Source organism: Amycolatopsis sp. VC5-11 (assembly GCF_037034185.1).
Lineage (GTDB): Bacteria > Actinomycetota > Actinomycetes > Mycobacteriales > Pseudonocardiaceae > Amycolatopsis > Amycolatopsis nivea.
The window spans coordinates 294,006-319,219 of sequence record NZ_JBAGKF010000009.1; the positions used below are offsets into that span (position 1 = coordinate 294,006).

26 protein-coding genes are annotated in these 25,214 nt (G+C 70.3%); 16 read left to right on the top strand and 10 right to left on the bottom strand.

The window, feature by feature from the left end:
• The first annotated feature begins 70 nt into the window (after positions 1-70).
• From WA670_RS26850 to trpD, 3 genes are all read left to right on the top strand, one after another.
• Positions 71-496 carry a ribonuclease E inhibitor RraB gene (locus WA670_RS26850; RefSeq protein ID WP_037809537.1) on the top strand — a complete coding sequence of 142 codons (426 nt, stop codon included), beginning with the start codon at positions 71-73 and terminating at the stop codon, positions 494-496.
• A 61-nt stretch (positions 497-557) separates the two neighbouring features.
• Positions 558-971 (top strand): hypothetical protein, encoded by a 414-nt coding sequence (locus WA670_RS26855; RefSeq protein ID WP_009074814.1) that lies wholly within the window; start codon positions 558-560, stop codon positions 969-971.
• A 5-nt stretch (positions 972-976) separates the two neighbouring features.
• Positions 977-2,020, top strand: a complete 1,044-nt coding sequence (gene trpD / locus WA670_RS26860; protein WP_336159220.1) for an anthranilate phosphoribosyltransferase — start codon at positions 977-979, stop codon at positions 2,018-2,020.
• Positions 2,021-2,179: 159 nt separating this feature from the next.
• Here the strand turns inward: trpD and WA670_RS26865 are convergent, their stop codons facing one another.
• Positions 2,180-3,139, bottom strand: coding sequence for a GlxA family transcriptional regulator (locus WA670_RS26865; protein ID WP_336159221.1), 960 nt, complete (start codon positions 3,137-3,139; stop codon positions 2,180-2,182).
• An 83-nt stretch (positions 3,140-3,222) separates the two neighbouring features.
• Here WA670_RS26865 and WA670_RS26870 point away from each other — a divergent pair, with 83 nt between their 5' ends.
• Positions 3,223-4,131, top strand: a complete 909-nt coding sequence (locus WA670_RS26870) for a DMT family transporter (protein WP_336159222.1) — start codon at positions 3,223-3,225, stop codon at positions 4,129-4,131.
• 11 nt (positions 4,132-4,142) lie between these two features.
• On the opposite strand, the gene WA670_RS26875 is transcribed toward WA670_RS26870, so the two are convergent.
• Positions 4,143-4,565, bottom strand: coding sequence for a cytochrome c oxidase subunit 4 (locus WA670_RS26875; protein ID WP_037809532.1), 423 nt, complete (start codon positions 4,563-4,565; stop codon positions 4,143-4,145).
• A 32-nt stretch (positions 4,566-4,597) separates the two neighbouring features.
• Entirely contained in the window at positions 4,598-5,545 is a 948-nt protein-coding gene (ctaC, locus tag WA670_RS26880; RefSeq protein ID WP_051728682.1) for an aa3-type cytochrome oxidase subunit II, read from the bottom strand.
• A gap of 212 nt (positions 5,546-5,757) precedes the next feature.
• Between ctaC and asnB the strand changes: the two genes are divergently transcribed.
• A complete protein-coding gene (gene asnB / locus WA670_RS26885; protein WP_134665713.1) occupies positions 5,758-7,692 on the top strand; it encodes an asparagine synthase (glutamine-hydrolyzing) in 1,935 nt (644 codons plus the stop codon).
• 308 nt (positions 7,693-8,000) lie between these two features.
• On the opposite strand, the gene WA670_RS26890 is transcribed toward asnB, so the two are convergent.
• Complete coding sequence (locus WA670_RS26890) at positions 8,001-8,990, bottom strand: carbohydrate kinase family protein (protein WP_106961136.1); 990 nt, start codon at positions 8,988-8,990, stop codon at positions 8,001-8,003.
• Positions 8,991-9,145: 155 nt separating this feature from the next.
• Here WA670_RS26890 and WA670_RS26895 point away from each other — a divergent pair, with 155 nt between their 5' ends.
• Complete coding sequence (locus tag WA670_RS26895; RefSeq protein WP_037810040.1) at positions 9,146-9,331, top strand: hypothetical protein; 186 nt, start codon at positions 9,146-9,148, stop codon at positions 9,329-9,331.
• Positions 9,332-9,404: 73 nt separating this feature from the next.
• Here WA670_RS26895 and WA670_RS26900 read toward each other — a convergent pair whose 3' ends face one another.
• A complete protein-coding gene (locus WA670_RS26900) occupies positions 9,405-9,782 on the bottom strand; it encodes a HesB/IscA family protein (protein ID WP_037809530.1) in 378 nt (125 codons plus the stop codon).
• 143 nt (positions 9,783-9,925) lie between these two features.
• Here WA670_RS26900 and WA670_RS26905 point away from each other — a divergent pair, with 143 nt between their 5' ends.
• Together WA670_RS26905 and WA670_RS26910 are read left to right on the top strand one after the other, a co-directional pair.
• The gene (locus tag WA670_RS26905) at positions 9,926-10,585 is read left to right on the top strand and encodes a DUF3043 domain-containing protein (RefSeq protein ID WP_037809528.1); all 660 of its coding nucleotides are present in this window, start codon (positions 9,926-9,928) and stop codon (positions 10,583-10,585) included.
• Positions 10,586-10,639: 54 nt separating this feature from the next.
• Complete coding sequence (locus WA670_RS26910; RefSeq protein WP_037809525.1) at positions 10,640-11,629, top strand: aldo/keto reductase family protein; 990 nt, start codon at positions 10,640-10,642, stop codon at positions 11,627-11,629.
• Here WA670_RS26910 and WA670_RS26915 read toward each other — a convergent pair whose 3' ends face one another.
• The gene (locus tag WA670_RS26915) at positions 11,630-12,322 is read right to left on the bottom strand and encodes an IspD/TarI family cytidylyltransferase (protein WP_336159223.1); all 693 of its coding nucleotides are present in this window, start codon (positions 12,320-12,322) and stop codon (positions 11,630-11,632) included.
• A gap of 79 nt (positions 12,323-12,401) precedes the next feature.
• Here WA670_RS26915 and cobT point away from each other — a divergent pair, with 79 nt between their 5' ends.
• Positions 12,402-13,472, top strand: a complete 1,071-nt coding sequence (cobT, locus tag WA670_RS26920) for a nicotinate-nucleotide--dimethylbenzimidazole phosphoribosyltransferase (RefSeq protein WP_037809521.1) — start codon at positions 12,402-12,404, stop codon at positions 13,470-13,472.
• 66 nt (positions 13,473-13,538) lie between these two features.
• Here the strand turns inward: cobT and WA670_RS26925 are convergent, their stop codons facing one another.
• Entirely contained in the window at positions 13,539-14,642 is a 1,104-nt protein-coding gene (locus WA670_RS26925) for a branched-chain amino acid aminotransferase (RefSeq protein ID WP_037809520.1), read from the bottom strand.
• Positions 14,643-14,738: 96 nt separating this feature from the next.
• On the opposite strand from WA670_RS26925, the gene WA670_RS26930 reads away from it, so the two are divergent.
• A complete protein-coding gene (locus WA670_RS26930) occupies positions 14,739-15,041 on the top strand; it encodes a hypothetical protein (RefSeq protein WP_037809519.1) in 303 nt (100 codons plus the stop codon).
• Between the two features lie 10 nt (positions 15,042-15,051).
• On the opposite strand, the gene WA670_RS26935 is transcribed toward WA670_RS26930, so the two are convergent.
• Both WA670_RS26935 and WA670_RS26940 read right to left on the bottom strand, forming a co-directional pair.
• Positions 15,052-15,678 carry a DUF402 domain-containing protein gene (locus tag WA670_RS26935; RefSeq protein WP_134733547.1) on the bottom strand — a complete coding sequence of 209 codons (627 nt, stop codon included), beginning with the start codon at positions 15,676-15,678 and terminating at the stop codon, positions 15,052-15,054.
• Complete coding sequence (locus WA670_RS26940) at positions 15,671-16,528, bottom strand: sulfatase (RefSeq protein ID WP_336159224.1); 858 nt, start codon at positions 16,526-16,528, stop codon at positions 15,671-15,673. Before WA670_RS26940 ends, WA670_RS26935 begins: the two co-directional genes overlap by 8 nt.
• A gap of 102 nt (positions 16,529-16,630) precedes the next feature.
• On the opposite strand from WA670_RS26940, the gene WA670_RS26945 reads away from it, so the two are divergent.
• On the top strand, positions 16,631-18,133 hold the full coding sequence (locus tag WA670_RS26945) for a leucyl aminopeptidase (RefSeq protein ID WP_043827644.1): 1,503 nt from the start codon (positions 16,631-16,633) through the stop codon (positions 18,131-18,133).
• An 83-nt stretch (positions 18,134-18,216) separates the two neighbouring features.
• Positions 18,217-19,200 carry an SMI1/KNR4 family protein gene (locus WA670_RS26950; protein WP_336159225.1) on the top strand — a complete coding sequence of 328 codons (984 nt, stop codon included), beginning with the start codon at positions 18,217-18,219 and terminating at the stop codon, positions 19,198-19,200.
• Positions 19,201-19,735: 535 nt separating this feature from the next.
• Here the strand turns inward: WA670_RS26950 and WA670_RS26955 are convergent.
• The gene (locus WA670_RS26955) at positions 19,736-20,083 is read right to left on the bottom strand and encodes a hypothetical protein (protein WP_043827645.1); all 348 of its coding nucleotides are present in this window, start codon (positions 20,081-20,083) and stop codon (positions 19,736-19,738) included.
• A gap of 193 nt (positions 20,084-20,276) precedes the next feature.
• On the opposite strand from WA670_RS26955, the gene lpdA reads away from it, so the two are divergent.
• The 4 genes from lpdA (at position 20,277) to WA670_RS26975 (ending at position 25,208) form a co-directional block, all read left to right on the top strand.
• Entirely contained in the window at positions 20,277-21,650 is a 1,374-nt protein-coding gene (gene lpdA / locus WA670_RS26960; protein WP_037809512.1) for a dihydrolipoyl dehydrogenase, read from the top strand.
• Positions 21,651-21,705: 55 nt separating this feature from the next.
• A complete protein-coding gene (gene sucB / locus WA670_RS26965) occupies positions 21,706-23,493 on the top strand; it encodes a 2-oxoglutarate dehydrogenase, E2 component, dihydrolipoamide succinyltransferase (RefSeq protein ID WP_134734449.1) in 1,788 nt (595 codons plus the stop codon).
• A 114-nt stretch (positions 23,494-23,607) separates the two neighbouring features.
• A complete protein-coding gene (locus WA670_RS26970) occupies positions 23,608-24,717 on the top strand; it encodes a serine hydrolase (RefSeq protein ID WP_336159226.1) in 1,110 nt (369 codons plus the stop codon).
• 5 nt (positions 24,718-24,722) lie between these two features.
• Positions 24,723-25,208 carry an ArsR/SmtB family transcription factor gene (locus WA670_RS26975; RefSeq protein WP_037809509.1) on the top strand — a complete coding sequence of 162 codons (486 nt, stop codon included), beginning with the start codon at positions 24,723-24,725 and terminating at the stop codon, positions 25,206-25,208.
• Positions 25,209-25,214 lie beyond the last annotated feature (6 nt).

Consider the following 25,214-nt stretch of genomic DNA (forward strand, 5'->3'; position numbering starts at 1 on the left):
GCGGCGGGTCGTGGGAGCTTCGCGTCACACCCGCGCGCGAGACGCGGACCAGCGGCGGAAGGAGCTACTCGTGAGTTGGCTGGAGAAGCTCCGTGACCTGGTGAGAAAGCCGGGGAAAGCGGTTCTCGACCCGGACGCGCCCGGTCTGCGGACCGTCGTTTCGGCGTTCGATCCGGCCGTCGCGGATTCCGCGGTGCTCGCCGATTCACCCGGCTGGGCAAGTGAAGCGCCCGCGGTGCTCGTCCATCACCTCGTCCTCCCGGCGGACCGGATCGACGAGGCGGCGGCGATTCTCGCGCAGGACGGCTACGACCTGCGCGAACAAAGCCGCGACGGCGACCGGGTGCTGGCGCACGCCCGGCGGGTGCAGGTCCTGGACGCCCTGCACTGCGCCCAGGAACGGTCCCGGATGGCCGGTCTGGCGCAGCGGCTCGGCGGCGACGCCCCGGGCTGGGAGGCGCGGCAACCGGGTGACTCGCCCACCGCGTCCGCGTGAGATGCGTCTCGGCCGATACGATCGCGGCTGTTCCACCCGTGACGAGACGGAGGCGTGCTCAATGAGCGAGCAGTCCCAGCGGATCCTGGTGTTCAGCCACAAGGCCGAGGTCCGCGAGGCGATCATGAACGCCGTCGGCAGGCGCCCGGCGGCCGACCTCGGCCGCGTCGAGTGGGTCGAGGCGGCCGGCATCGCCGACGTGCTCGCCGAGATGGACGCGGGCTCGGTCGACCTCGCGATCCTCGACGGCGAGGCGCAGCCGACCGGCGGCATCGGCCTGACCCGCCAGCTCAAGCACGAGATCGACGACTGCCCGCCGATCGTGGTGGCCGTCCGCCGCCGGGACGACCGATGGCTCGCCACCTGGGCGCTGGCCGACGCCGTGCTGGTGCACCCCCTCGACCCGCTGACCGCGGCGGAAACCGTCGCCGGCGTGCTGCGCGCCGGGCGGGTCCCCGCCGTCAACGGCGGCTGAGCCCGGTGGGCGCCACCCCGCACACCTGGCCCGCGCTGCTGACCCGGCTCATCGCCGGCGAGGACCTGTCCGCGGAGGACACGGCGTGGGCGATGGACCAGATCATGTCCGGCAGCGCCGGGCAGGCGCAGATCGGCGGCTTCGCGGTCGCGCTGCGCGCCAAGGGCGAAACGCCCGCGGAGATCGCCGGCATGGCCGACGCGATGCTGGCGCACGCCCGGCGGATCACGCTGAGCCGTCCCGCGGTGGACATCGTCGGCACCGGCGGCGACCGGTCGAACTCGGTGAACATCTCCACGATGGCGACGATCGTCACGGCGGCGGCGGGCGCGCCGGTGGCCAAGCACGGCAACCGGAGCGCGTCGTCGAAGTCCGGCGCGGCCGACGTGCTGGAAACCCTCGGCGTGAAGATCGACCTGCCGCCGGAAGCGGTGCTCGCGTCGCTCGAGGAGATCGGCATCGGGTTCTGCTTCGCCCCGGCGTTCCACCCGGCGTTCCGGCACACCGGCCCGCCGCGGCGCGAACTGGGCGTGCCGACCACGTTCAACCTGCTCGGCCCGCTCACCAACCCGGCGCAGCCGCAGAGCGCGCTGATCGGCTGCGCGTACGCGGACAAAACCCGTGCCCTGGCGGAGATTTTCGCCCAGCGCGGGATGTCGGTGCTGGTGGCCCGCGGCGACGACGGGCTGGACGAGATCACCACCACCACGACGACCTCGGTGCTGGTGGTCTCCGGCGGCACGGTGACGGAACGCACCTTCGACCCGCAGACGCTCGGCATCCCGCGCGCCACGGCGGAGGACCTGCGCGGCGGCGACGCCGCGGCGAACGCGGAGGTAGTCCGGGAACTGGTCAGCGGCAAGACCGGCCCGGTGCGCGACGCGGTAGTGCTGAACGCCGCCGCCGCGCTGGCCGCCTTCGCGGGCTTCTCCGATTCGCTCGAGGACGACTTGGCGGCCGGACTGGACCGAGCACGCCAGGCCATCGACAACGGCGCGGCAGCGGCGCTGCTGGACCGGTGGATCGCGTTCTCCTCGGCTGAGCGCTGACCGTTCGCATCGGCTGGACGCCGCATCGGGCGCTTTTCCGCGCCCGGTGCGGCGTTCGTCGTTTTCAGCGAGTCGTTCGGGGCGCGCACCCCAATGCGGCGTTCGGTGCGTCACATGAGCCCAATGCCACAGCAGGATCGCGGCGAGCCGGAGCAAGGCTCACGAACGGAAGGCGGTCCGGTAAGCGCTCGGCGTAGTAGCGCGCAACCGCGAAAACTGGTGCCGCAACGCCGCCGCCGACGCGTATCCGCAAGCCACCGCGATGTCCTCCACCGAAAGCGAGCCCTCCTCCAGCAGCGCCTGCGCCCGGTCGAGGCGGCGTTCGGTCAGCCAGCGGTGCGGCGTCGTCCCGGTCGCGGCCGAGAACCGGCGCAGGAACGTCCGCTCCCCCAATCCGCTGCGGCGCGCCAATTCCGCGACCGTGAACGGCTGATCCAACCGTCGTTCCACCCATTCGAGCGCTTCGGCGACCACCGCGTCGTCCGGGGCGGCCGTCGCGGGCACCGGGGCCTGCACGAACTGCGCCTGCCCACCCGCGCGGTGCGGAGCGGCCACCATTCGCCGGGCCAGCGCCGTCGCCGCCGTGACTCCGCGCAGGCGGCGCACCAGGTGCAGGCAGAGGTCCACCGCCGCGACCGTCCCGGCGCTGGTGAACACGCCGTCGTCGTCCGCGTAGAGAGCTTGCGGGTCCACTTCCGCGGCGGGGAACAGGCGGCGGAATTCCGGTTCGTAGATCCAGTGCACGGTGCAGCGACGGCCGTCCAAGAGGCCCGCGTAGCCGAGGGAAAAAACTCCCGCGCAGAACCCGGCCACCCACGCTCCGCGTTCCCGGGCGGCGCGCAAGGCGTCCAGCAGCGGCTCCGGCGGCGGCGCGGTCCGCGGCGTTTGCGTGGGCACAATCACCAAATCCGCCGACGCCGCGAAGTCGAGATCGCGCAGTCCGGCCAGGCCGAAGCCGGACCAGCTGGCCACGTCCGCGCCGCCCGGCGAGCACACGCCGAAGTCCCAGCCGGGCATGCCGTCCGCACTGCGGTCGGTGCCGAACACCTCGCACGCGACCCCCAGCTCGAACGGCGAAACCCGGTCCGCGAGCAGCACGGCGACCCGTTGCACGTCCATGCGGCCCAGCATGTCACAAGTTTTGCGGTCATTGTCATCTCTGACACTGGTTGAGCGCCGCCGCGGAGACGAATCTGGGTCGCATGAAGAACCCCGAATCCCGCCCGGTCCTGCAGTGGTCCGCGGCGATGGCGTTGTCCGGCACGATCGGCGCGGTCGTGCTCGAAAGCGGCGCTGCCGCACCGGCGGTGGCGTTCGCCCGCTGCCTCGTCGGCGGCGTCCTGCTGGTCGTGTGGTCCCTCGCCAGGGGCTGGTTCCGCGACTGGCGGCCGACCCGCCGCGACCTGCTGCTCGCGATCGCCGGCGGGCTGCTGCTGGTCGGCAACTGGGTGCTGCTGTTCGCGTCCTACTCGCTGTCGTCCATCGGCGTCAGCACGGTCGTCTACCACACCCAGCCGCTGATCCTGGTCGGAATGGCGGCGGTGTTCCTCGGCGAGAAGGTCGGCCGTTCGCACCTCGCGCGGGCGGGCATCGCGTTCGCCGGAGTGGTGGTGATTTCCCTTTCCGCACAAGGAGATGACGGACAACCCGTGCGATTCGCCGGAATCGCGCTCGCGCTCGGCGCGGCGCTGCTCTACGCCGGTGCGTCCTTCATCGCGAAGCAGCTCAAGCACATCCGGCCGCATCTGCTCGCGGCGGTGCAGCTGACGGTCGGCGCGATCGTGCTCGCCCCCGCGCTGATGTTCACGCCGCTGCCGAGTTCGGCTCCGGGACTGCTGTGGCTGCTGCTCCTGGGCACTGTCCACACCGCGGTGATGTACGTGCTGATGTACGCCAGCATCGGCAAGCTGCCGACCACGACGGTCGCGCTGCTGTCCTACCTGTACCCGGTGGTCGCGGTCGTGGTGGACATGCTGGCGTTCGGGCACCGGCTCACCTGGCCGGAGGGCCTGGGCATGCTGGCGGTGCTCGCCGCGGCGCTGGCTCCGCAGCGCGTGAAGCCGGATACGCGAAACGCCCGGCCGGGGATTCCCAGCCGGGCGTCGCGGTGAAGCGGAAGAACTCAGTCGTGCTCGGGACCGGTGTGGTACTCGAACACCAGGCCGCCCACGGCGATGAGCAGCGCCACGATCGCCATCACGAGCAGCCAGATGTGGAAGAACGCGAGGGCGAGGCCGGCCAGCCCGGCTGCCGCGGCCAGCGCGACCGGCCAGTAGCTGCCCGGGCTGAAGAAGCCCAGCTCGCCGGCGCCGTCGCTGATCTCGGCGTCCTCGCGGTCCTCCGGGCGCTCTTCGATCCGGCGGGACACGAACTGCATGTAGCTGCCGGCGAGGAACGCGAGGCCGCCGGTCAGGAACAGCGCGACGATGCCGACCGGCTCAGCCTTCTGGTCGGTGGTGAAGAGCGCGGTCATGACCCAGTAGACGGCGGTCATGAGGACGGCAAACCCCGCCACCATGTAGAAAATCCGGGCTTCGACCTTCATGGGATTGGTCCCCTGCTCCTTCTGGTTCGCCGTCAGTTGGACGCGGTGCGCGCGGTGCGGTCGGTGTTGAACGGCTTCGTCGTCACCGCGTACGGGCTGCACAGCTCGCCGCAGTTCATCGAAGCCAGCGCCTCAGACGCGGTGTTCGGCTTGCCGGTCTTCGGGTTCGTCTCGGTGCGCAGCTTGAGGTACTGGTCGAACTTGTCCGGGGACAAGGCGCGCACCTCGAAGTTCATCACCGAATGGTACGTCCCGCACAGCTCGGCGCAGCGGCCGACGAACGAGCCTTCGCGGTCGATCGAGTTCTGGAACGAGCTGTCCTGGTTGTTCTTCTCCGGGTCCGGCATCACGTCGCGCTTGAAGTTGAACTCCGGGACCCAGAACGAGTGGATGACGTCCGTCGAACGGAGCCGGTACTCGATGGTCTTGTTCGTCGGCAGCACGAGCAGCGGGATCTCGCCGGAGGAGCCGACGGTGCTCACCTGGGTGCCGTCGGCGCGCTTGGCGGCGTCGCCCTCGTACTTGAACTCCCAGTTCCACTGGAAGGCGATCACGTCGACCACGACGTCCGGGTTCGGCTTCTTGTCGAGGACCTTGCTCTCGGTCGTCGCCGTGAAGAAGAACAGCACGCAGACCATGATCGTCGGCAGGACGACCGTGAAGATCTCCAGCGGGATGTTGTACTGGAACTGCCGCGGGAGGTCCTCGGGACCTTCGGCGGCCGCGCCCTTCTTCTTGCGGTGGAAGATCGCGGTCCAGAAGATCAGGGCCCACACGATCGCGCCGACGACGAGCGCGGCGACGACCGTCCACGTCCAGAGGGTGCGCATCTGGTCGGCCTGCGGCGTGACGCCCTTGGGCCAGCCGAAGCGGAGGATCTCGTCTCCCGAGCAGCCCGTCGCGGTCAGCGCCACCAGCACGGCCAGCGCGGCGACACGCCCGACCCGCTTACCCACCGGGGTGCGCTCTGGTTTTCCCACTGCGCCCTGCCCTTTCACCCAACAGGCCCTCTCACACCGGGCCTTCTTCGACCGATCTTCGTGACAGGCGGAGCCTAGCCGAGTTGGCCGCTCCCGCTGACCAAGGGGTGACCAGTTGCGCCACGCGTCACCCGCTTTCCGGGCGAGTCGCCCCGCACCGGCATACTGGGCCCTTCCCCGGACCGGCCCGACCCTGAGGTGTGTGAGTACACGTGTGCGGCCTGCTTGGACTGATCTGCGCGACCGAAAACGACGCCGCGGCGGCCCGTGCGAGCGTCGGCGCGGCGATGCGCTGCCAGCGTCACCGCGGCCCCGACGAGCAGGACACCTGGGCCGATGCCGAGGTCGTGTACGGCTTCAACCGGCTCGCCTTCATCGACGTCGACCACGCGCACCAGCCGCTGGTGTGGGGTCCGCCGGAGGCCCCCGGCCGCTACACGCTGAACTTCAACGGCGAGATCTACAACTACCGCGAGCTGCGCGACGAGCTCGCCGAAAAATTCGGTGCGAAATTCGCCACTGAAGGCGACGGCGAGGCGATCGTCGCGGCATATCACTACCTCGGGGACAAAGCGGTCGAAAAGCTGCGCGGCATGTTCGCGTTCCTGATCTGGGATTCGGCGGAAAAGACCGTTTTCGGCGCGCGCGACCCGTTCGGGATCAAGCCGCTCTACTACAGCGAGGGCCCGAAGGGCACCGCGTTCTCGAGCGAGAAGAAGAGCCTGCTGGAGCTGTCGGACACGCTCGGCGTCGCGCAGGAGCTGGACCGCAAGGCCCTGCAGCACTACCTGGTGCTGCAGTACGTGCCGGAGCCGGAGTCGCTGCACACCGCGATCCGCCGCGTCGAGTCCGGCACCTCGTTCCGGCTCTCGCCGGGCGGGAAGCCCGAGTTCACCCGCTACTTCCACCCGAAGTTCGCCGCGAAGCCGGTGAACGGCCCCGCCGAGGCCGAGGCGCTGTACGAGCGCATCGCCGATGTGATGCGCGACTCGGTCGGCAAGCACATGATCTCGGACCCGGACGTGACGGTCGGCGCGTTCCTCTCCGGCGGCATCGACTCCACCGCGACCGCGACGCTCGCCAAGGAGCACAACCCGAACCTCATCGCGTTCACCACCGGCTTCGAGCGCGAGGGCTACTCCGAGGTGGACGTGGCCGCGGAATCGGCCGCCGCGATCGGCGTGAAGCACGTGGTCCGCACGGTGTCGGCGGACGAGATGATGGAAGCGCTGCCGCTCATCGTCTGGTACCTGGACGACCCGGTCGCGGACCCGGCGCTGGTCCCGCTGTGGTTCATCGCGCGCGAGGCCCGCAAGCACGTGAAGGCGGTGCTGTCCGGCGAAGGCGCGGACGAACTGTTCGGCGGCTACACGATCTACGGCGAGCCGATCTCGCTGGCCCCGTTCGAGAAAATCCCCGGCAGCGTGCGAAAACTGCTGGGCAAGGTGTCCACGAAGATCCCGGAGGGCACCCGAGGCAAGGACCTGCTGCGCCGCGGCGCGCTCCCCTTGGAAGACCGCTACTACGGCAACGCCCGCAACTTCCGCGACGAGCAGCTGCGCGCCGTGCTGCGGACGTACCAGGAAGGCGTCGGCTTCAAGGACGTCACCGCCCCCTGGTACGACGTGTCCCGAGGCTGGGACCCGGTGGCCCGCATGCAGCACGTGGACCTGTACACCTGGCTGCGCGGCGACATCCTGGTCAAGGCGGACAAGGTGACGATGGCGAACTCGCTGGAGCTGCGCGTGCCGTTCCTGGACGCCGAGGTGTTCAAGGTCGCCGCTTCGATCCCGCTCGACCAGAAACTCGCGCACGGCACCACCAAGTACGCACTGCGCCAGGCCCTCGCGAAGATCATCCCCGGCCACGTTTTGAACCGGAAGAAACTGGGCTTCCCGGTCCCCATCCGCCTGTGGCTGCGCAACGAGATGTACGACTGGGCCCGCGGCATCATCAACGACTCGAAGACCGACGAGCTGCTGGACAAAACCGCAGTGCTGCGCCTGCTGGACGAACACAAGGAAGGCCAGCTGGACCGCAGCCGCCAGCTCTGGGCCCTGCTGGTCTTCATGCTGTGGCACGGCATCTTCGTGGAACACCGCATCAAGCCGGAAATCCCGGAACCGGCCTACCCAGTCAAGCTCTAGCAAAGTCCGTGAAGGGCTCCTTGAGGGAATCTAATTCCCTCAAGGAGCCCTTCACGGCCCTAAAACCGCACCGGCGCACCCAACGAGCGAGGCACCCAGCCCCACCCGCAGCCGATGCACCCAACCATCGAGGCACCCACACCTCCCCCGCACCCCGATACGAAGCGCATCTGCGGTCGGTGGGTGCTTGTCAAGGCATCTTTCCCGCCTTGACAAGCACCCACCGACCGTCAGCACAATCAAGCTTCGGGGTGCCCCACGCAACCAACGGGCCAATGTCGCCGCCAGGCGACGAGGCGGACCGAGACTCAAGCAGGCAAAACCGCCGCAATCTCCTCAGCAGCCTCAGGCCCGAACGCCTCCCGCAGCCGAGTCAACGCCTCGCCCCGCTCCAGCCGCCACTCCTGCGTCCCCACAGTCTCCAGCACCAGCACAGCGATCAAACACCCCAACTGCGCCGCCCGCTCCAAACTCAACCCGCCATCGATCGCAGCGAGAAACCCAGCCCGGAACCCATCCCCCACCCCAGTGGGATCAGCCTTCCCCCGCTCCGGCACCGCTCCGATCTGCAACGCAGTCCCGTCCCGCCCGACGATCTCCACGCCCTTCTCCCCCAGCGTGGTGATCCGCAGCCCGACCCGCTCCAGCACGTCGGCCTCGGTCCAGCCGGTCTTCTGCAGCAGCAACTCCCACTCGTAGTCGTTGCTGAACAGGTACTTGGCCCCCTCCACGAACGACCGCACCTGCGCCCCGTCCATCCGGGCCAGCTGCTGTGAGGGATCGACCGCGAACGTGTACCCCCGCTGACGGCACTCCTGCGCGTGCCGGACCATCCCCTCGGGATCGTCCGGGCTGATCAGCACCAGCCCCAGCCCGCCGACGCGATCCGAAATCGGTCCCATCTCGATGTTGCGGGACTCCGCCATCGCGCCCGCGTAGAACGTCGCGATCTGGCACATGTCCTCGTCCGTGGTGCACACGAACCGCGCGGTGTGCGCGACCTCGGAAACCAGCACGCCCGAGGTGTCCACGCCGTGGCGCTGCAGCCACGACTGGTAGTCCGCCCAGTCCTGGCCGACGGCGCCGACGAGCACCGGCTCGACGCCGAGCACTCCGAGGCCGAACGCGATGTTCGCGCCGATGCCGCCGCGGCGCACGACGAGGTCGTCGGCGAGGAAGCTCAGCGACACCCGGTGCAATTGCTCGGCGACGAGCTGCTCGGCGAACCTCCCCGGGAAGTGCATCAGATGGTCCGTAGCGATGCTGCCGGACACGGCGATCCTGGGCTTGTCTGCCACCGGTTCTCCTCACGGGGTGGATGAGCTGTCGTTTTCGCGCCCTGACGCAAGTTACCCGCTGGTCATGACCCTTCCGGGTAGTTTCCGCGCCACGTTCCGACACTACCGGCCGGTACTCGTTTCCCGTTCAAGTCCGGCTGAATAGCGTGGCTGGAGTGAACCTCGCGACCGAACCGGAAACCCTCGGCGACCTGATCGCCGACTGCGCCCACCTGCCGTCCACGCTGCAGCCCGAACAGCCCGCCGACCAGGCCCGGCTGCCGCGCCCGAGGGCCGCGCGGCCGTGGACGGTCGACGACGCCTGCCACGCGCAGGTCGCCGATCTCGACGCCTACGTCTGAGCCGGCCGGGAACGCCGGAAACGAGAACGGGCCCCAGCGCGGATCGCGCGGGGCCCGTTTTCCGGCTCTGGGCTCAGTGGAAGCTGTCGCCGCAGGCGCAGGAACCCGTGGCGTTCGGGTTGTCGATCGTGAAGCCCTGCTTCTCGATGGTGTCGACGAAGTCGATCACGGCCTCGGACACGTAAGGCGCGCTCATCCGGTCCACGGCGACCTGGAGGCCGTCGAAGTCGCGGAACAGGTCGCCGTCGAGCGTGCGCTCGTCGAAGAACAGCTGGTAGCGCAAGCCAGCACAGCCGCCGGGCTGCACGGCGATGCGCAGGTGCATGTCGTCGCGGCCCTCCTGTTCGAGCAGCGCCTTCGCCTTGGCGGCCGCGGCGTCGGTCAACGTCACGCCGTGGGTCTCCTCGGCGGTCTCGGCCGCAGCCGCACCGGTCTGCTCAGCGGTCGTCATGGCACTCCCTCTTGGTCGAACTCGCTGCGGGTACATCTCGTGTCCTAGGCACAACACGGGACTCGCCCGATCTGTTCCCCTCCATCGTCGCATATGGAACGACCTGGTGAACAAAGCCGTGACGCCTGCAATACCCTGGTGAGGTGAGGTTCCTGCGCCGAAGCACCACTGACCCCGCCGCCGAAGACTCCGCGGCCGAGGCCGCCGCTGACGATTCCCCGGTCACGAGCAAGTCGTACACGCCGGGAAAGGGCAAGGCGACGCCCAAGCGCCGCGAGGCCGAGGGACGCAGGCGCGGGCCGGTCGCGGCGCCGCCCACCTCCATGCGCGAAGCGATGAAGCGCAACAAGGAGCTGCGCAAGGCCAACCCGGTCAGCAAGGAAGACCGCAAGGAAGCCGCCCGCGTGCGCCGCGAGCGGATGATGTCGGGCGACGACAAGTACCTGCCGCCGCGCGACAAGGGCCCGGTCAAGGCGTACGTGCGCGACCTGGTCGACTCCCGGCGCAACATCCTCGGCCTGTTCATGCCGCTGGCGATCCTGGTGTTCCTCGCGCTGCTGGTCCCGGCGCCGGCGGTGCAGCAGTACATCACCCTGGTCTGCATGGCGATGCTGCTGGTCATGGCCATCGAGGGCTTCGTGAACGGCCGCAAGATCTCGAAGCTGGTCCGCGAGCGCTTCCCGAAGGAACCGGCGACCGCCACCCGCGGCGTCGGCTGGTACGCGTTCGTCCGGGCGAGCCAGATCCGCAAGCTGCGCGTGCCGAAGCCGCGGCTCAAGGCCGGGGACCCGATCCCGAACTGAGCCGTGCGGCACACAGGTCGTTAGCCTCGCGAACGAAACGTTTACGCTGTCGGCATGGAGTTTCGACGTCTCGGCCGCAGCGGCCTCAACATCAGTGAGATCTCCTACGGCAACTGGCTGACCCACGGGTCCCAGGTCGAGGAGGACCAGGCGCAAGCCTGCATCAAGGCGGCGCTCGACGCGGGCATCACGACCTTCGACACGGCTGACGTCTACGCCAACACCGCCGCGGAGTCGGTGCTCGGGCGCGGGCTGAAGGGGCAGCGCCGGGAGAGCCTGGAGATCTTCACCAAGGTCTTCTGGCCGACCGGTCCGAAGGGCCCGAACGACAAGGGTCTCTCGCGCAAGCACATCCTCGAGTCGGCCAACGCGTCGCTCAAGCGGCTCGGCACCGACTACGTCGACCTGTACCAGGCGCACCGGTTCGACCGCACGGTGCCGCTGGAAGAGACGATGCAGGCGTTCGCCGACCTGGTCCGCCAGGGCAAGGCGCTCTACATCGGCGTCTCGGAGTGGAACGCCGAGCAGATCTCCCGCGGCGCGGCGCTCGCCCGCGAGCTGAAGATCCCGTTCGTGTCGAACCAGCCGCAGTACTCGATGCTGTGGCGCGTCATCGAATCGCAGGTCGTGCCCGCTTCCGAGCGCGAGGGCCTGAGCCAGATCGTCTGGTCGCCGGTGGCGCAGGGCGTGCTGACCGGCAAGTACAAGGTGGGCCAGCCGCTTCCCGCCGGTTCGCGCGCGACCGACGAGAACGGCGGCGCGAACATGGTCAAGCGCTTCCTCGACGAGAAGACCCTCGCCGCGGTCGCGAAGCTGGAGCCGCTGGCGGCCGACGCCGGGCTGTCGATGGCGCAGCTGGCCGTCGCGTGGGTGCTGCAGAACCCGAACGTCGCGTCGGCGATCATCGGGGCCTCGCGGCCGGAGCAGGTGCACGACAACGTCAAGGCCGCCGGCGTGAAGCTCGAGCCGGAGCTGCTCACGGCGATCGACGAGGCGCTGGGCGACGTCGTGGTCACCGACCCGGCGCTCACCGTTTCCCCCTGATCAGCGCAGCAGGAACCGCTCCGCCACCGCGAGGTCGTGCGGATAGGTGATCTTCACGTTCTCCGCGCTGCCGGGCACCCACCGCACCGGCAGCGCGGAGAACCGCTCCATGCACGAAGCCGTGTCGGTGCCCAGAAACCCTTCCTCGGCGGCCTGTTCGTACGCCGCGAGCAGCGGTCGCGCCCGGAAGCCCTGCGGGGTCTGCACCCGGATCGCGCCGGGCAGCGGGCCCGCGACTGTGTCCGGCCCGGCCATCGAGACCACGTCGTCCGCGGCCAGTCCCGGCACCGCTCCCCCGTCTTCCCTGGTCCGCTCCAGCACCGCAGCGATCAGCTCCGGCGTCACCAACGGCCGGGCCCCGTCGTGCAGCAGCACGGAATCCACTGTCCCGTCGGCGATCCGCGGCGCGAGATGGCGCAGCGCGTTCAGTTCGGAAGCCTGCCGCGTCGGGCCGCCGGTCACGATCTCCACCGGAGCGCTCGTCCCGGCCAGCACTTCCTCGGCCAGCGGCGCGTCCTCGGGCCGGATCACCAGCACCAGCACACCGATCCCGGGCGCCGCGGCGAACGCGTCCAGCGACCACGCCACCACCCGCCTGCCCGCGACCGGCAGGTAGACCTTGTTCAGCGCGGCCCCGACCCGGGTCCCCGCACCACTCGCCAGCACGACCCCGGCCGCCGTCGATTCCCGCACGCCGACCGACCCTAAGGGCCCTGCTCGCGCGGCGGTAGGTTGGGCGCCGGGACGCCCAGCGGCGAAAGGAAACCTGGCTGTGGACACCGGCGAAACGGGCATCGAGTTCGGCGAGATCGAACCGCCGAGCGACCTGGCCCGGTCGGGCGCGATCGCGCTGCACGACAAGCTCGTCAAACCGGCGGGCTCGCTCGGCAGGCTGGAAGAGCTCGGCGTCTGGATCGCTTCGTGCCAGGGCCAGGCGCCGCCGCGGCCGTTCACCCGCCCCCGCGTCGTCGTGTTCGCCGGCGATCACGGCATCGCGAAGAAGGGCGTCTCGGCGTATCCGCGGGAGGTCACGTCGCAGCTCGTCGGGACCATGCTGACCGGCGGCGCGGCGATCAACGTGCTCGCCGCGGCGGCGGGTGCGGGCGTGCGCGTGGTCGACATGGCCGTGGACACCGAGGAATCCGCGATGCGGTCGATCGGCGAGTTCAAGGTGCGCCGCGGTTCCGGCTCGATCGACGTCGAGGACGCGCTCACCGACGCCGAGGTGCGCGCCGCGGTCGAAGCCGGCCGCAAGATCGCCGACGCGGAGGTCGACGGCGGTGCGGACCTGCTGATCGCGGGCGACCTGGGGATCGGCAACAGCACCCCGGCGTCGGTGCTGGTCGCGGCGCTGACCGGCAGCGAACCGGTCGCCGTGGTCGGCCGGGGTTCGGGCATCGACGACAACACCTGGATGCGCAAGGCCGCCGCGGTCCGCGACGCGCTGCGCCGGGCCCGCGCGGTGCTGGCCGACCCGCTCGCGCTGCTGCGGACGTCCTCGGGGGCCGATATCGCCGCGATGACGGGCTTTCTCGCGCAGGCAGCGGTTCGCCGCACGCCGGTGGTGCTCGACGGGCTCGTGGTCTGCTCCGCCGCGCTCGTCGCCGAAGAACTCGCGCCCGGCGCGCGCCGCTGGTGGATGTCCGGGCAGCTCACTGGCGAACCCGCGCACGCGCTCGCGCTGGAGCACCTCGACCTCGGGGCGCTGCTCGACCTCGACGTCCGCCTCGGCGAAGGCACCGGCGCGGTCACCGCGTTGCCGCTGCTGATGATGGCCAGCCGCGTGCTCGCCGAGATGACCACGCACGAGCAATCCGGCGTCTCCGGCCCGCTCACGTCCTGAAAGCCGTGAAGGGCTCCTTGCGGGAATCCGATTCCCGCAAGGAGCCCTTCACGGACAGCTGGAACGTCAGGTGAGCGGGGTCATCCAGCCGGACGGGGCCGGGCGGGTGCCTTCCTGGATGCCGACGAGCTGCTCGCGCAGGGCCATGGTGACCGGGCCCGGCTGCCCGCCGGAGATCGAGAACTCGCCGCCGCCGTGCTTCACGTGGCCGACCGGCGTGATGACCGCCGCCGTGCCGCAGGCGAACACCTCGGTCAGCTCGCCCGAGGCGGCCGCCTTCTCCCATTCGTCGGTGGAGATCCGGCGCTCCTCGACCTTGTGCCCGGCGTCCTTCGCCAGCTGCAGCAACGACTTCCGGGTGACGCCCGGCAGCAGCGAACCGGTGAGCTCCGGGGTGACCACGCGGACGTCGTCGCCCGAGCCGAAGACGAAGAACAGGTTCATCCCGCCCATCTCCTCGACCCAGCGGCGCTCGACCGCGTCCAGCCACACCACCTGGTCGCAGCCCTTTTCGACGGCCTGCGCCTGCGCCACGAAGGACGCCGCGTAGTTGCCGGCGCACTTCGCCGCGCCGGTGCCGCCGGGGGCCGCGCGCACGTACTCGGTGGACAGCCACACGCTGACCGGCTTGACGCCGCCGCTGAAGTACGAGCCGGCCGGCGAGGCGATCACCGCGAAGACGTACTCGTCGGCCGGGCTGTTCACGCCGAGACCGGCCGAGGTGGAGATCATGAACGGGCGCAGGTACAGGGAGTCGCCCTGGCGGGTCGGCACCCAGCGCTCGTCGACGGCGATCAGCTCGCGCAGCGCGTCGACGAAGGTCTCCACCGGCAGCTGCGGCATCGCGAGCCGCTCGGCGGAATCGCGGAACCGCTGCGCGTTGGCGTCCGGCCGGAACGCGGCGATCGTGCCGTCCGGCTGGCGGTAGGCCTTGAGGCCCTCGAAGATCGCCTGCCCGTAGTGCAGCACGGACGTGGCCGGGTCGAGGGTGAACGGTTCGTACGGCCCGACCTTGGCGTCGTGCCAGCCCTTTTCGGTGCTGTAGCGCACGGTGACCATGTGGTCGGTGAAATGCGTGCCGAACCCCGGCTTGGCAAGTACCTCGGCGACGCGTTCAGGACTCGCGGGGCTCGGGTTCGGAACGTGGGTGAACTGCGTCGCTGTGGTCATGCGTAAACGATAGCGCTTGGTCGGAAGCACGTTAGTCGGAAGTCCTGTGGTTTTACTCGCCGCACTGTCCCGCGCTCGCAGCGTCACCCCACTACGATGGTCGGCGTGAGCACTCAACCAGCACGCCAAACCGGGCCCGGGGCCGGGCCGGACGTCAAGACCTTCGGCGCCGCCGCCCTGCTGACCTTCGGCGCGGGACTGCTCGGGATGGTCGGCTGGGGCCTGCTTTCGAGCGGGTTCGGCTTCTTCCTCGGACTGGTCGTCGCCGGATTCGGCATCTACTGGTGGAAGAACCTGCACGGCAAGGTGATCACCAAGAACCTGCCGACCAAATCCGTGGTGATCCTGCTCGTCGTCAACATCGTGCTGTTCATCGCGCTGGTCCTGCTGGCCCAGTAAGCGGCAGCGGTCAGCACGGCCCGGCGGGCAGCGCCGGAGCGGGCCAGTCCGGGTCCGGGCGGAAATCGGTGTGCGTGCCGTCGAACGGGTACGCGCCCCGCTCGGCCAGCGCGCCCATCCGTTCGCCTTCCGCGCGCAGCTGGTCGAGGTCGGCGATGGTCAACCGCCCCGCGTCGAGGGCCGCCTCCGCTTCGTCCTCGTCCTTCCATTCCCAGCCCGCGCCCGGCGTCACGACCAGGTCGAGGACGCCGTCGATCCGGTCCGGGCCGGTTTCGGTGCGCCCGCGCGGCAGTTCGAGGTTCACGTACCAGTCGCGGAACCGGCCGTCCGGCTCGAAAAACCACCACACCGACGACCACGCCCGCTCGGGGATCAGCCGCAGCGTCGAGGAGCCGTGCCAGATGTCCGGCACGCATACGCGCGGCTCGCGGAACCGTTGTTCCAGCGGCGCTTCCCGCAATGAGCGGCCGTCCGCGAGCCTGCTGCCGACGATCGGCGTGCCGACCGGGAGCCAGCCGAGCAGCGTCTCGCCGTCGTCGGAGAGCACGCGCAGCGGATGATGCTGGCCGATGCTGCCGTCCGGGCGGACGAAACGTTCGACGACTGTCTGTCCCGGCGCCCAGCGGTGCTCAGTCATGGACGCCACGGTAGCGGCGAACCCGCACCCGCAGCAGCAGTTCCGCCACCGCGCCGAGGCCCGCCACGAGCAGTACCGCCGGCAGCGGAACGAACGCCGCGGCTACCGCTGCCAGCACCGCGGCTATCGCGACCGGAGCCCCGCCAGACGGCGCAAACCGCTGTCGAGCACCGACGAAAGTCGTGAATGCCGAGGGAAGAGTCGCCAGCACTGCGATCACCGTGAGCAACGGCTGGAACTGTCCGGCGTCCGCCGCGGAGAGCAGATCCCGCATCGCGGTCCCGGACAGTCCGAGCCGGACCGGACCCAGCTGCAGCAGGGTCACCGCCGTGACCGCCACCGCGACCAGACTCAGCACGAGCGCACGTCCGGTGCTCCGCTCCCCTGGTTCCGGAACGAGGAACGGCAGCAGGAACAACGCCGCGACCACGATCCCGGCCACCGGCGGCGTGCCGATTCCGCCCGTTTGCGCAACCGGAGCGACCGCCAGGCACATCGCCACGAGCACCGCCGCGGCGGCCAGCAGCACCCCGAGCACCCACTTGACCAGCAGGTCCGGCAGCCGCAGCCCGGCGAAGTCCGCCGCCGCGACGAACACCACGAGCGCAGCGGCGGCGTATCCGGGCTGCACTGGGAACACGTACGCGCCGAAGGCCTGCGCGAGCACGACGATCTGGGCCAGCCGGGATAATCCGCCGGCGATCCGGGCGGCCGGATCATCGCCGAGCGCGGGCAGCCGGGAAGCCGCGACCGCGATCAGCGCGGCGAGCAAAACCCCGCCGAGCACCCAAAACCCGGCCCCGGCGGCGCCTGCCGCCAGCGTCACCAGGAGTGCTCCCGCGAGCCGCACCGCGATCCCCCTTCCCCCGTCCGGATGGCTTTGTCATTAGCATGGCTCACGATCGACCGGGCAGATCGCCCGGCGCCACCGCGACGTCGCGAGGAGCCAGAAGTGACCGTGCCGAAGCTTGCCCTCTCCGAGAACACGGGTGCGGCATTGGGCAAGACCCGCGCCGACGTCGTCGTGATCGGCACTCTCCAGGGCGAGGGCGGCCTCGAGCTCGCCGCCGGCGCGGAGGTCGCCGACGCGGCGTTCGACGGCAAGCTCGCCGAGGTGCTGGGCACGCTCGGCGCGACCGGCAAGGCCGAGGAGATCGTGAAGCTGCCGACGCTGGGCAAGCTGCCCGCGGGCGTCGTGCTGGCGGTCGGCCTCGGCAAGCCGCAGGACGGCGTAATCACCGCCGAGCAGGTGCGCCGCGCGGCCGGCGCCGCGGCCCGCGCGCTGAACGGCACCGAGCGCGCGTTCGTCACGCTGTCGGCGCTCGACCTGCACGCCGCCACCGAAGGCATCGCGCTGGGCGCGTACGTCTTCACCGAGTACCGCTCGGAGAAGGGCGAGGGCCCGCTGGCGAAGGCCGACCTGGTCAGCCCGGCCGAGGGCACCGCGCGCGAGCACAAGGCCACGCTGAAGGCGGCCGGGTTCATCGCCGAGTCGGTGATCATCGCCCGCGACCTGATCAACACCCCGCCGAACGACCTGTTCCCGGCTTCCTTCGCCGACCGCGCGAAGAAGCTCGCCGACGAGAACGGCCTCGACTTCGAGGTGCTCGACGAGAAGGCCCTCAAGCGCAAGGGCTTCGGCGGCATCCTCGGCGTGGGCGGCGGTTCGTCGCGGCCGCCGCGCCTGCTGCGGGTCAGCTGGAAGCCGGCCAAGGCGCGCAAGAAGGTCGCGCTGGTCGGCAAGGGCATCACCTTCGACTCGGGCGGCATCTCGCTGAAGCCCGCCGCGAACATGGACCACATGACCTCCGACATGTCGGGCGCGGCCGCCGTGCTCGCGTCGGTCGTGCTGGCCGCGAAGCTGAAGTACCCGCTCGAGGTCACCGCGCACATCCCGCTGGCCGAGAACCTGCCCTCGGCCACGTCCTACCGTCCCGGCGACGTGCTGACCATGTACGGCGGCAAGACCGTCGAGGTGCTCAACACCGACGCCGAGGGACGCCTCGTGCTGGCCGACGCGATCGTGCGGGCGGCCGAGGAGAACCCGGACTACCTGATCGAGACCGCCACGCTGACCGGCGCGCAGGTGGTCGCGCTGGGCAACCGGATCTCCGGCGTGATGGGCTCGGACGAGTTCCGCGACCGCGTCGCGGGCATCATGCAGGCCACCGGCGAGGGCGGCTGGGCCATGCCGCTGCCCGACGAACTGCGCGCCGACCTGGACTCGCGCCTGGCGGACATCGCGAACGTCACCGGCCAGCGCTGGGCAGGCATGCTCGTCGCGGGCGTGTTCCTGCGCGAGTTCGTGCCCGCCGACCTGCCGTGGGCGCACCTCGACGTCGCAGGCCCGGCCTTCAACTCCGGCGGCCCGTGGGGCTACACCGGCAAGGGCGGCACCGGCATCCCGGTCCGCACCATCGCCGCGGTGCTGGCGGACATCGCCGACCAGGGCTGATCGACCTGTTTGACCCGGAGGCCCCGCACCCACGCCGGTGCGGGGCCTCCGTCGTGTCCGCGGCCGTGTGGCACGCTCGCGACATGCAGCGCGACGACTACCTCGAAACCGCCGTCCGCGACGTGCTCACCGCCGACGAGGCCGCCGCTGACCGCAGGATCGGCCACGCCGCACTCCTCCTGGCAACCGCAGGCGCGACCGACGCCTCCGACCGCCTTGTCACGCAATGGCACGCGGTAACCGGCCGCCCAACGTCCGCACTCGCCGACGACGCCGTGCACGCCCGCGCCTGGGCAATGCTCTTCGAGGCCCGCGGCGACCGTCCACAATGGGCAGACGCCCTCGCCCCGCTAGACCTGGACGCAGAAGAACAAGCCCACCAAGCCTTCCTCACCCGCCGAGTGTCCGATTTGGACGGTCTCTTCGACGGCTCACCAGTCGCAGGCGCAGTCTCCGCGCTCGCCCCCAAGCGCCCCGACCCGATACGCGACGCACTCGCCGCCGCCGACCTCGACGCATGGGCCACCCTCGTGGAAAACCACCCCACCCCAGACGTCGCAACCCTCGCCGCCACCCGCTCACTCACTACCCAACTAATCAACGGCGCAGATCCACTCGCCCTCGGTTCCGAATGGCCGGACCAATGCGCAGGCGCACTGATCGCCGCCCTGCGCGAACGCCACCCGACCGGCCCAGCCAGCCTCCCTGAACTGCTCGCAGCGATCCTCCGCCTGCGCGGACAACGCGCCCCCGCCCCGACGCCACCCGCCGATCTAGCCGCCGCCGAACAACGCCTCGGCCTCCGCCTGCCCGACGACTACCGCGAGTTCCTGACACTCACGGACGGCTTACCCGCGGACGTAGTGTTCCCCCGCCTACTGCCCGCCCGAGACTTGCGCGCCGACGGATCCGTCGTGATCGTCTCCGACCCCGCGACAATCCTGCTCACCCACACCGGTGACAACTGGCGAGCAGTCGAAGTGGACCTCACCTACGGCAGCACCGCGCACGCATCATTTCGCGCACTGCTGGAACACCACCACCGGCTTCTGGAAGCAAGCGCTTGACTCACCCACCCGCCGAAGCCCGTGAGGGCCACCCTCACGAACCCAGATTCCCCCAGGGTTCCCCTCACGACCAGCCACCGGTCCGTGAAGGGCTCCTTCACGGACCTAGATTCCCTCAAGGAGCCCTTCACGGACCGCGACGCACCCAATGCGGCATTCGGTGCATCTAACGCACCCAATGCCACATTGGGGCGCTACCACCCATCCAACCGCAGCCGATGCACCCAACAAACGAGACACCCAGCCCGGCTCCCGCAGCCGACATCGATGCACCAACCGCTCACCGCATCCGATGCACCCACTATCGAGGCACCAAGCCGACCCGCAGCCGATGCACCCAACGAGCGAGGCACCCAGCCCTCCCCCGCACCCCGATACGAAGCTCCCCTGCGGTTCGGGGGTGCTTGTCAAGGCATCTTTCCCGCCTTGACAAGCACCCCCGAACCGTCAGCACAATCAAACTTCGGGGTGCCCCACGCAACCAACGCCCGATGTCGCCGCCAGGCGACGAGAAGTCACCGACAACAGCCCAACCTCAACCACCAGGCCGCCGCTTCTGCCTCTCCGTGTACTCCCGCATCCGCTTCGGATAACCAACCCGCGCAGCCTCATACACCGGAATCGTGTGCTTATGCCCGAACCGCTGCGCCGCGTCGAAGCTCCCAATACGCCGGCGGGTCCATTCCCCGTCATGGGCGACAAGCACCACAGTGGTGTCAGTCACCGTGGTCGGCGGCTCGACATACGCCTCCACCCCACGACGCGCAGCAGCCCATTCCTCCAGGTAACGGGTATCGCTCGAGCCCCCGGAGCGGCCCGCTCCCGTGCCCGCGCCGCGTCTGCCGCGGCGGCGCAACGAGTCGAAGATCCCCACTTCGACCACCTTTCTTCCGGCGAGAGTCCGGACTTCATTATTCCCGGGTTCGTGTGTGGCCGGTGTCGCAGCACCGCCTTGGCCCGGCTAGGTCGCAACGCCGATCGGCGTAGTGACAAGATGGCTGTTGTCGCGCGCGCGGTTATACCGGGTGCCGCGGCGACCGAAGCTCCACCCCTATCGCTGCCGAGGAGTTATTGAAGTGAGCGACACCTCCGCCGACCTCGTGATCCTGGGAGGCGGATCGGGCGGCTACGCCGCGGCCTTCCGCGCGGCCGAGCTGGGCCTTTCCGTCACGCTGATCGAGAAGGACAAGCTGGGCGGGACCTGCCTCCACCGGGGCTGCATCCCGACCAAGGCCCTGCTGCACGCCGCCGAGGTCGCCGACGAGGCCCGCGACGCCGAGACCTTCGGCGTCAAGGCCGTGTTCGAGGGCATCGACATCGCGGGGGTGAACAAGTACAAGGACGGGATCGTCTCCCGGCTGTACAAGGGCCTCCAGGGCCTGGCCAAGGCGCACAAGGTGAACCTCGTCGAGGGCACCGGCCGGTTCGTCGGCGGCACCACCGTCGAGGTCGACGGCACGCGCTACACCGGCAAGAACGTCATCCTCGCCACCGGTTCGTACTCGCGCACCCTGCCCGGCCTGGAGCTCGGCGGCCGCATCATCGCGAGCGAGCAGGCGCTGACGCTGGACTACGTGCCGAAGAAGGTCGTCGTGCTCGGCGGCGGCGTGATCGGCGTGGAGTTCGCCAGCGTGTGGGCTTCCTTCGGGGTCGACGTCACCGTGGTCGAGGCGCTCCCGCGGCTGGTCCCGAACGAGGACGAGTACGCCTCCAAGCAGCTCGAGCGCGCGTTCCGCCGCCGCAAGATCGCCTTCAAGACCGGCGTCCGGTTCACCGGCGCGAAGCAGGACGACAACGGCGTCAGCGTGTCGCTGGAGTCCGGCGAAACGCTGGAGGCCGACCTGCTGCTGGTCGCCGTCGGCCGCGGCCCGAACTCGGCCGGGCACGGCTACGAGGAGGCGGGCGTCCAGATCGACCGCGGCTTCGTGCTCACCGACGACCGGCTGCGCACCAACCTGCCGAACGTCTACGCGGTCGGCGACATCGTGCCGGGCCTCCAGCTCGCGCACCGCGGCTTCCAGCAGGGCATCTTCGTGGCCGAGGAGATCGCCGGGCTGAACCCGCGCGCCATCGACGAGCGCGGCATCCCGCGCGTCACCTACTCGCACCCCGAGGTCGCCTCGGTCGGGCTCACCGAGGCCCAGGCCAAGGAGAAGTACGGTTCGGACGTCACCACGTTCACCTACGACCTCGGCGGCAACGGCAAGAGCCAGATCCTCAAGACCTCCGGCGGCGTGAAGCTGGTGAAGGCCCCGGACGGCCCCGTCGTCGGCGTGCACATGGTGGGCGACCGGGTCGGCGAGCTGATCGGCGAAGCGCAGCTGATCTACAGCTGGGAGGCGTTCCCGGAGGACGTCGCCCCGCTGATCCACGCGCACCCCACGCAGACCGAGGCACTCGGCGAAGCGTTCCTCGCCCTCGCGGGCAAGCCGCTGCACGTGCACAGCTGACGCGCAACCAGCACAATCCAGACCACGTCTTAGCGATCAAGGGAGCCAGCGAACAATGGCCTACTCCGTCACGCTGCCGGAGCTCGGCGAGAGCGTCACCGAGGGAACCGTCACCCGGTGGTTGAAGCAGGAGGGCGACACCGTCGAGGTCGACGAGCCGTTGCTCGAGATCTCGACCGACAAGGTCGACACCGAAGTACCGTCGCCGGTGGCAGGCACGGTCGTGAAGATCAGCGCCAAGGAAGACGACACCGTCGAGGTCGGCGGCGAGCTGGCGGTGATCGACGACGGCACCGGCGGCGTGCCCGAGTCCTCCGCCCCGGCCCAGCAGGCCGAGCCGGAACCGGAGCCCGCGCCGCAGCAGCAGGAAGCCCCTGCCCAGGCCGAATCCGCCCCGGCCGAATCCGCGCCGTCGCAGCCGGACACCGCTCCGGCCGCGGGCGGTTCGGGCACCGAGGTGAAGCTGCCCGAACTGGGCGAGAGCGTCACCGAGGGCACCGTCACCCGCTGGCTGAAGCAGGTCGGCGAGTCGGTCGAGGTCGACGAGCCGCTGCTCGAGATCTCCACCGACAAGGTCGACACCGAGGTCCCGTCGCCGGTCGCCGGCACCGTGCTGGAGATCCGCGCGGGCGAGGACGAGACCGTCGAGGTCGGCGGAGTGCTCGCGGTCATCGGCGACGCGAGCGCCGCCCCGGCCGCCGCGCCCGCGCAGGAGAGCAAGCCCGCTCCGGCTCCGGAACCCGAGCCCGCCCCGGCCCCGGTCCAGGAAAGCAAGCCCGCCCCGGCCCCGGCGGCTCCGGCTCCGGCGCCTGCCGCTCCGGCCCCGGCTCCGGCGCAGGAGAGCAAGCCCGCTCCGGCCGCCCAGGCCCCGGCGGAATCCGCCGACGGCCCGTACGTCACGCCGCTGGTGCGCAAGCTCGCCTCCGAGCACGGCATCGACCTCGCGTCGCTGACCGGCAGCGGAGTCGGCGGCCGCATTCGCAAGCAGGACGTGCTCGCCGCGGCCGAGGCGAAGCAGAAGGCGGCTCCGGCCCCGGCTGCTTCCGCTCCGGCAGCCGCCCCGGCCGCCGCCGCTCCGTCCGCGCCGCGCGCCGCCGCGGTGTCGCCGGAGGTCGCCGCCCTGCGCGGCACCGTGCAGAAGGCCAGCCGGATCCGGCAGATCACCGCCACCAAGACCCGCGAGTCGCTGCAGGTTTCCGCGCAGCTCACGCAGGTGCACGAGGTGGACGTCACCAAGATCGCCAAGCTGCGCCAGCGCGCGAAGGCGGCGTTCAAGGAGCGCGAGGGCGTCAACCTCACGTTCCTGCCGTTCTTCGCCAAGGCGACCGTCGAGGCGCTCAAGCAGCACCCGAACGTCAACGCGTCCTACAACGAGGACACGAAGGAGATCACCTACCACGGCGCCGTGCACCTGGGCATCGCGGTGGACACCGAGCGCGGCCTGCTCTCGGTCGTGATCCACGACGCGGGCGAGCTGAGCCTCGCCGGTCTCGCGCACCGCATCGCCGACCTGGCGGCGCGGGCCCGGGCCAACAAGATCAAGCCGGACGAGCTGATCGGCGGCACCTTCACCGTCACGAACATCGGCTCCAACGGGGCGCTGTTCGACACGCCGATCATCGTGCAGCCGCAGTCCGGCATGCTCGGCACCGGCGCCGTGGTGAAGCGCCCGGTCGTGGTGAGCGACGCCGAGGGCAACGACACCATCGCGGTCCGCTCGATGGCGTACCTGCCGCTGACCTACGACCACCGCCTGGTCGACGGCGCGGACGCCGGCCGCTTCCTGACCACGATCAAGCAGCGGCTGGAAGAGGGCAACTTCGAGGACGAGCTGGGTCTCTGATCCGGTAGTTCTCCGGCCGAAGGCCCCCGCACTCGCCCGAGTGCGGGGGCCTTCGCCGCTTCTCCTACTTTCGGCTAATCCGGAATTCCGGAATACCGGAGTAGGCTGCTCGGCATGCTCACTCGACGAAGCTTGCTCACGTCGGTCGCAGCAGCGGGGGCCGCCACGTTCGTCCTGCCCTCGGTCGCGCTGGCCGATCCCCCGGACCAATCCACTCCCGAAGGCTGGCTCGCCCGGCTCGCGGTCCACCGCGACGACGTGTCAGCGGTTTTCTCCGACGGCGCCGGCCGCCGGTTCAGCCATCTCGCGGACCGGTCGCTCGTCGTCGCGTCCGCGATCAAGGTGGTCCATCTGCTCGCCTACACGACCGCGGTCGCCGAAGGACGGCTCGATCCGGACGAGCAGGTGCGCGTCGGCGACTGGGACGCCCGGCATCCGTACATCGGCGACGGCGAGGTCGGCAAGGGCGACCACCACACCGCGCTGACCTATCTGGGAATCCCGTGCGACGAGTACGGCGTCGCGAAGAACCCGGACCAGCGCGTGCCGCTGCGGAGCATCGCGGAAACGATGATCCTCTGCAGCGACAATGCCGCGGCGGACTACCTGCGCGCCCGGCTCGGCGACCGGGCTTTGCGTGCGGCGGCAGCCCGCGGCGGCTGGCGGATGCCGGACGTGCGGATGTTCGGCGGCGAAACGTTGCTGCTGTTTTTCCCCGAGTACTGCCCGCCGCCAGGCAGCCCGGTCGTGCTCCGCCGCGCGGCGGGAGACGCGCTGTCGAACCGGTTCGCGTGCGATCCGTCGTTCCGTGCCCAGGTGCTCCCCCGGGTCGCCGAAAAGCCGCCCTCCGTCGAAGCGATCATGGCGTGGTCGGCCTCGACCGGACAGGGCAGCGCCGAGCAGTTGTTCCGGCTGCACCACGAGATCGCCGCGAACCGCGATCGCGCGGCCGTTCTCGCGCAGCGAGTCCTCGGCGAACAGTTCGCGGGACACGAGCCGTCGGGCACGAAAGCCGTGCTGTACAAGGGCGGAAACCTTCCCGGCTTCCTCGTGCTCGGGTTCGATCTGCTGTGGCCGGACCGCCGTCCCGGCACCTGCACGGTCTTCATCAAGAACTCCACGCCGGAGGATCTCCAGTACGGCGGAGTGCTGCAGCAGTTGTGCGTCGGCGCGCTGTTCCGCCCGGACACCTTCGCGGCTTTGGAGCGTGCGCTGGGACACTGACCGGCATGACCGAAGACCTCGCCGAGCGTGTCGCGGCGCTCGAACGCCGGATGGCCGCATTGGAGGGGCGGCCCGCCGAACCCGTCCAGGACGGTCCGCCGGGGATCGTGGGCTATCAGGGTGAATTGACCGATCCCGAGCTGCGCTGGGAAATCCGGCTCACGACCCCGGCGGTCCTGTCGCTGCCGGACGGGCCGCGCGCCGAGGTGCTCGCCGCGCTGGCGAACACCGACCGGATCGCGCTCGTCCGGCTGCTCGCCCGCGACGGCGCGCAAACCGGGGCCGCGCTGCAGGAAGCCGCGGAACTCAGCTCGCCGGGGCGGCTCTACCACCATCTCAAGGCGCTCACCGCGGCCGGGCTCGTCGAGCAGGACCGCCGCGGCAGCTACCGGCTCAAGCCGACCGCCGCGATCCCCGCGCTGGTGCTGCTGACCGCCGCCGCCGACGTCGCCGGTCAGCTCCGCCCGGGTGTGCGCGAACCGGGCCGATAGGACACG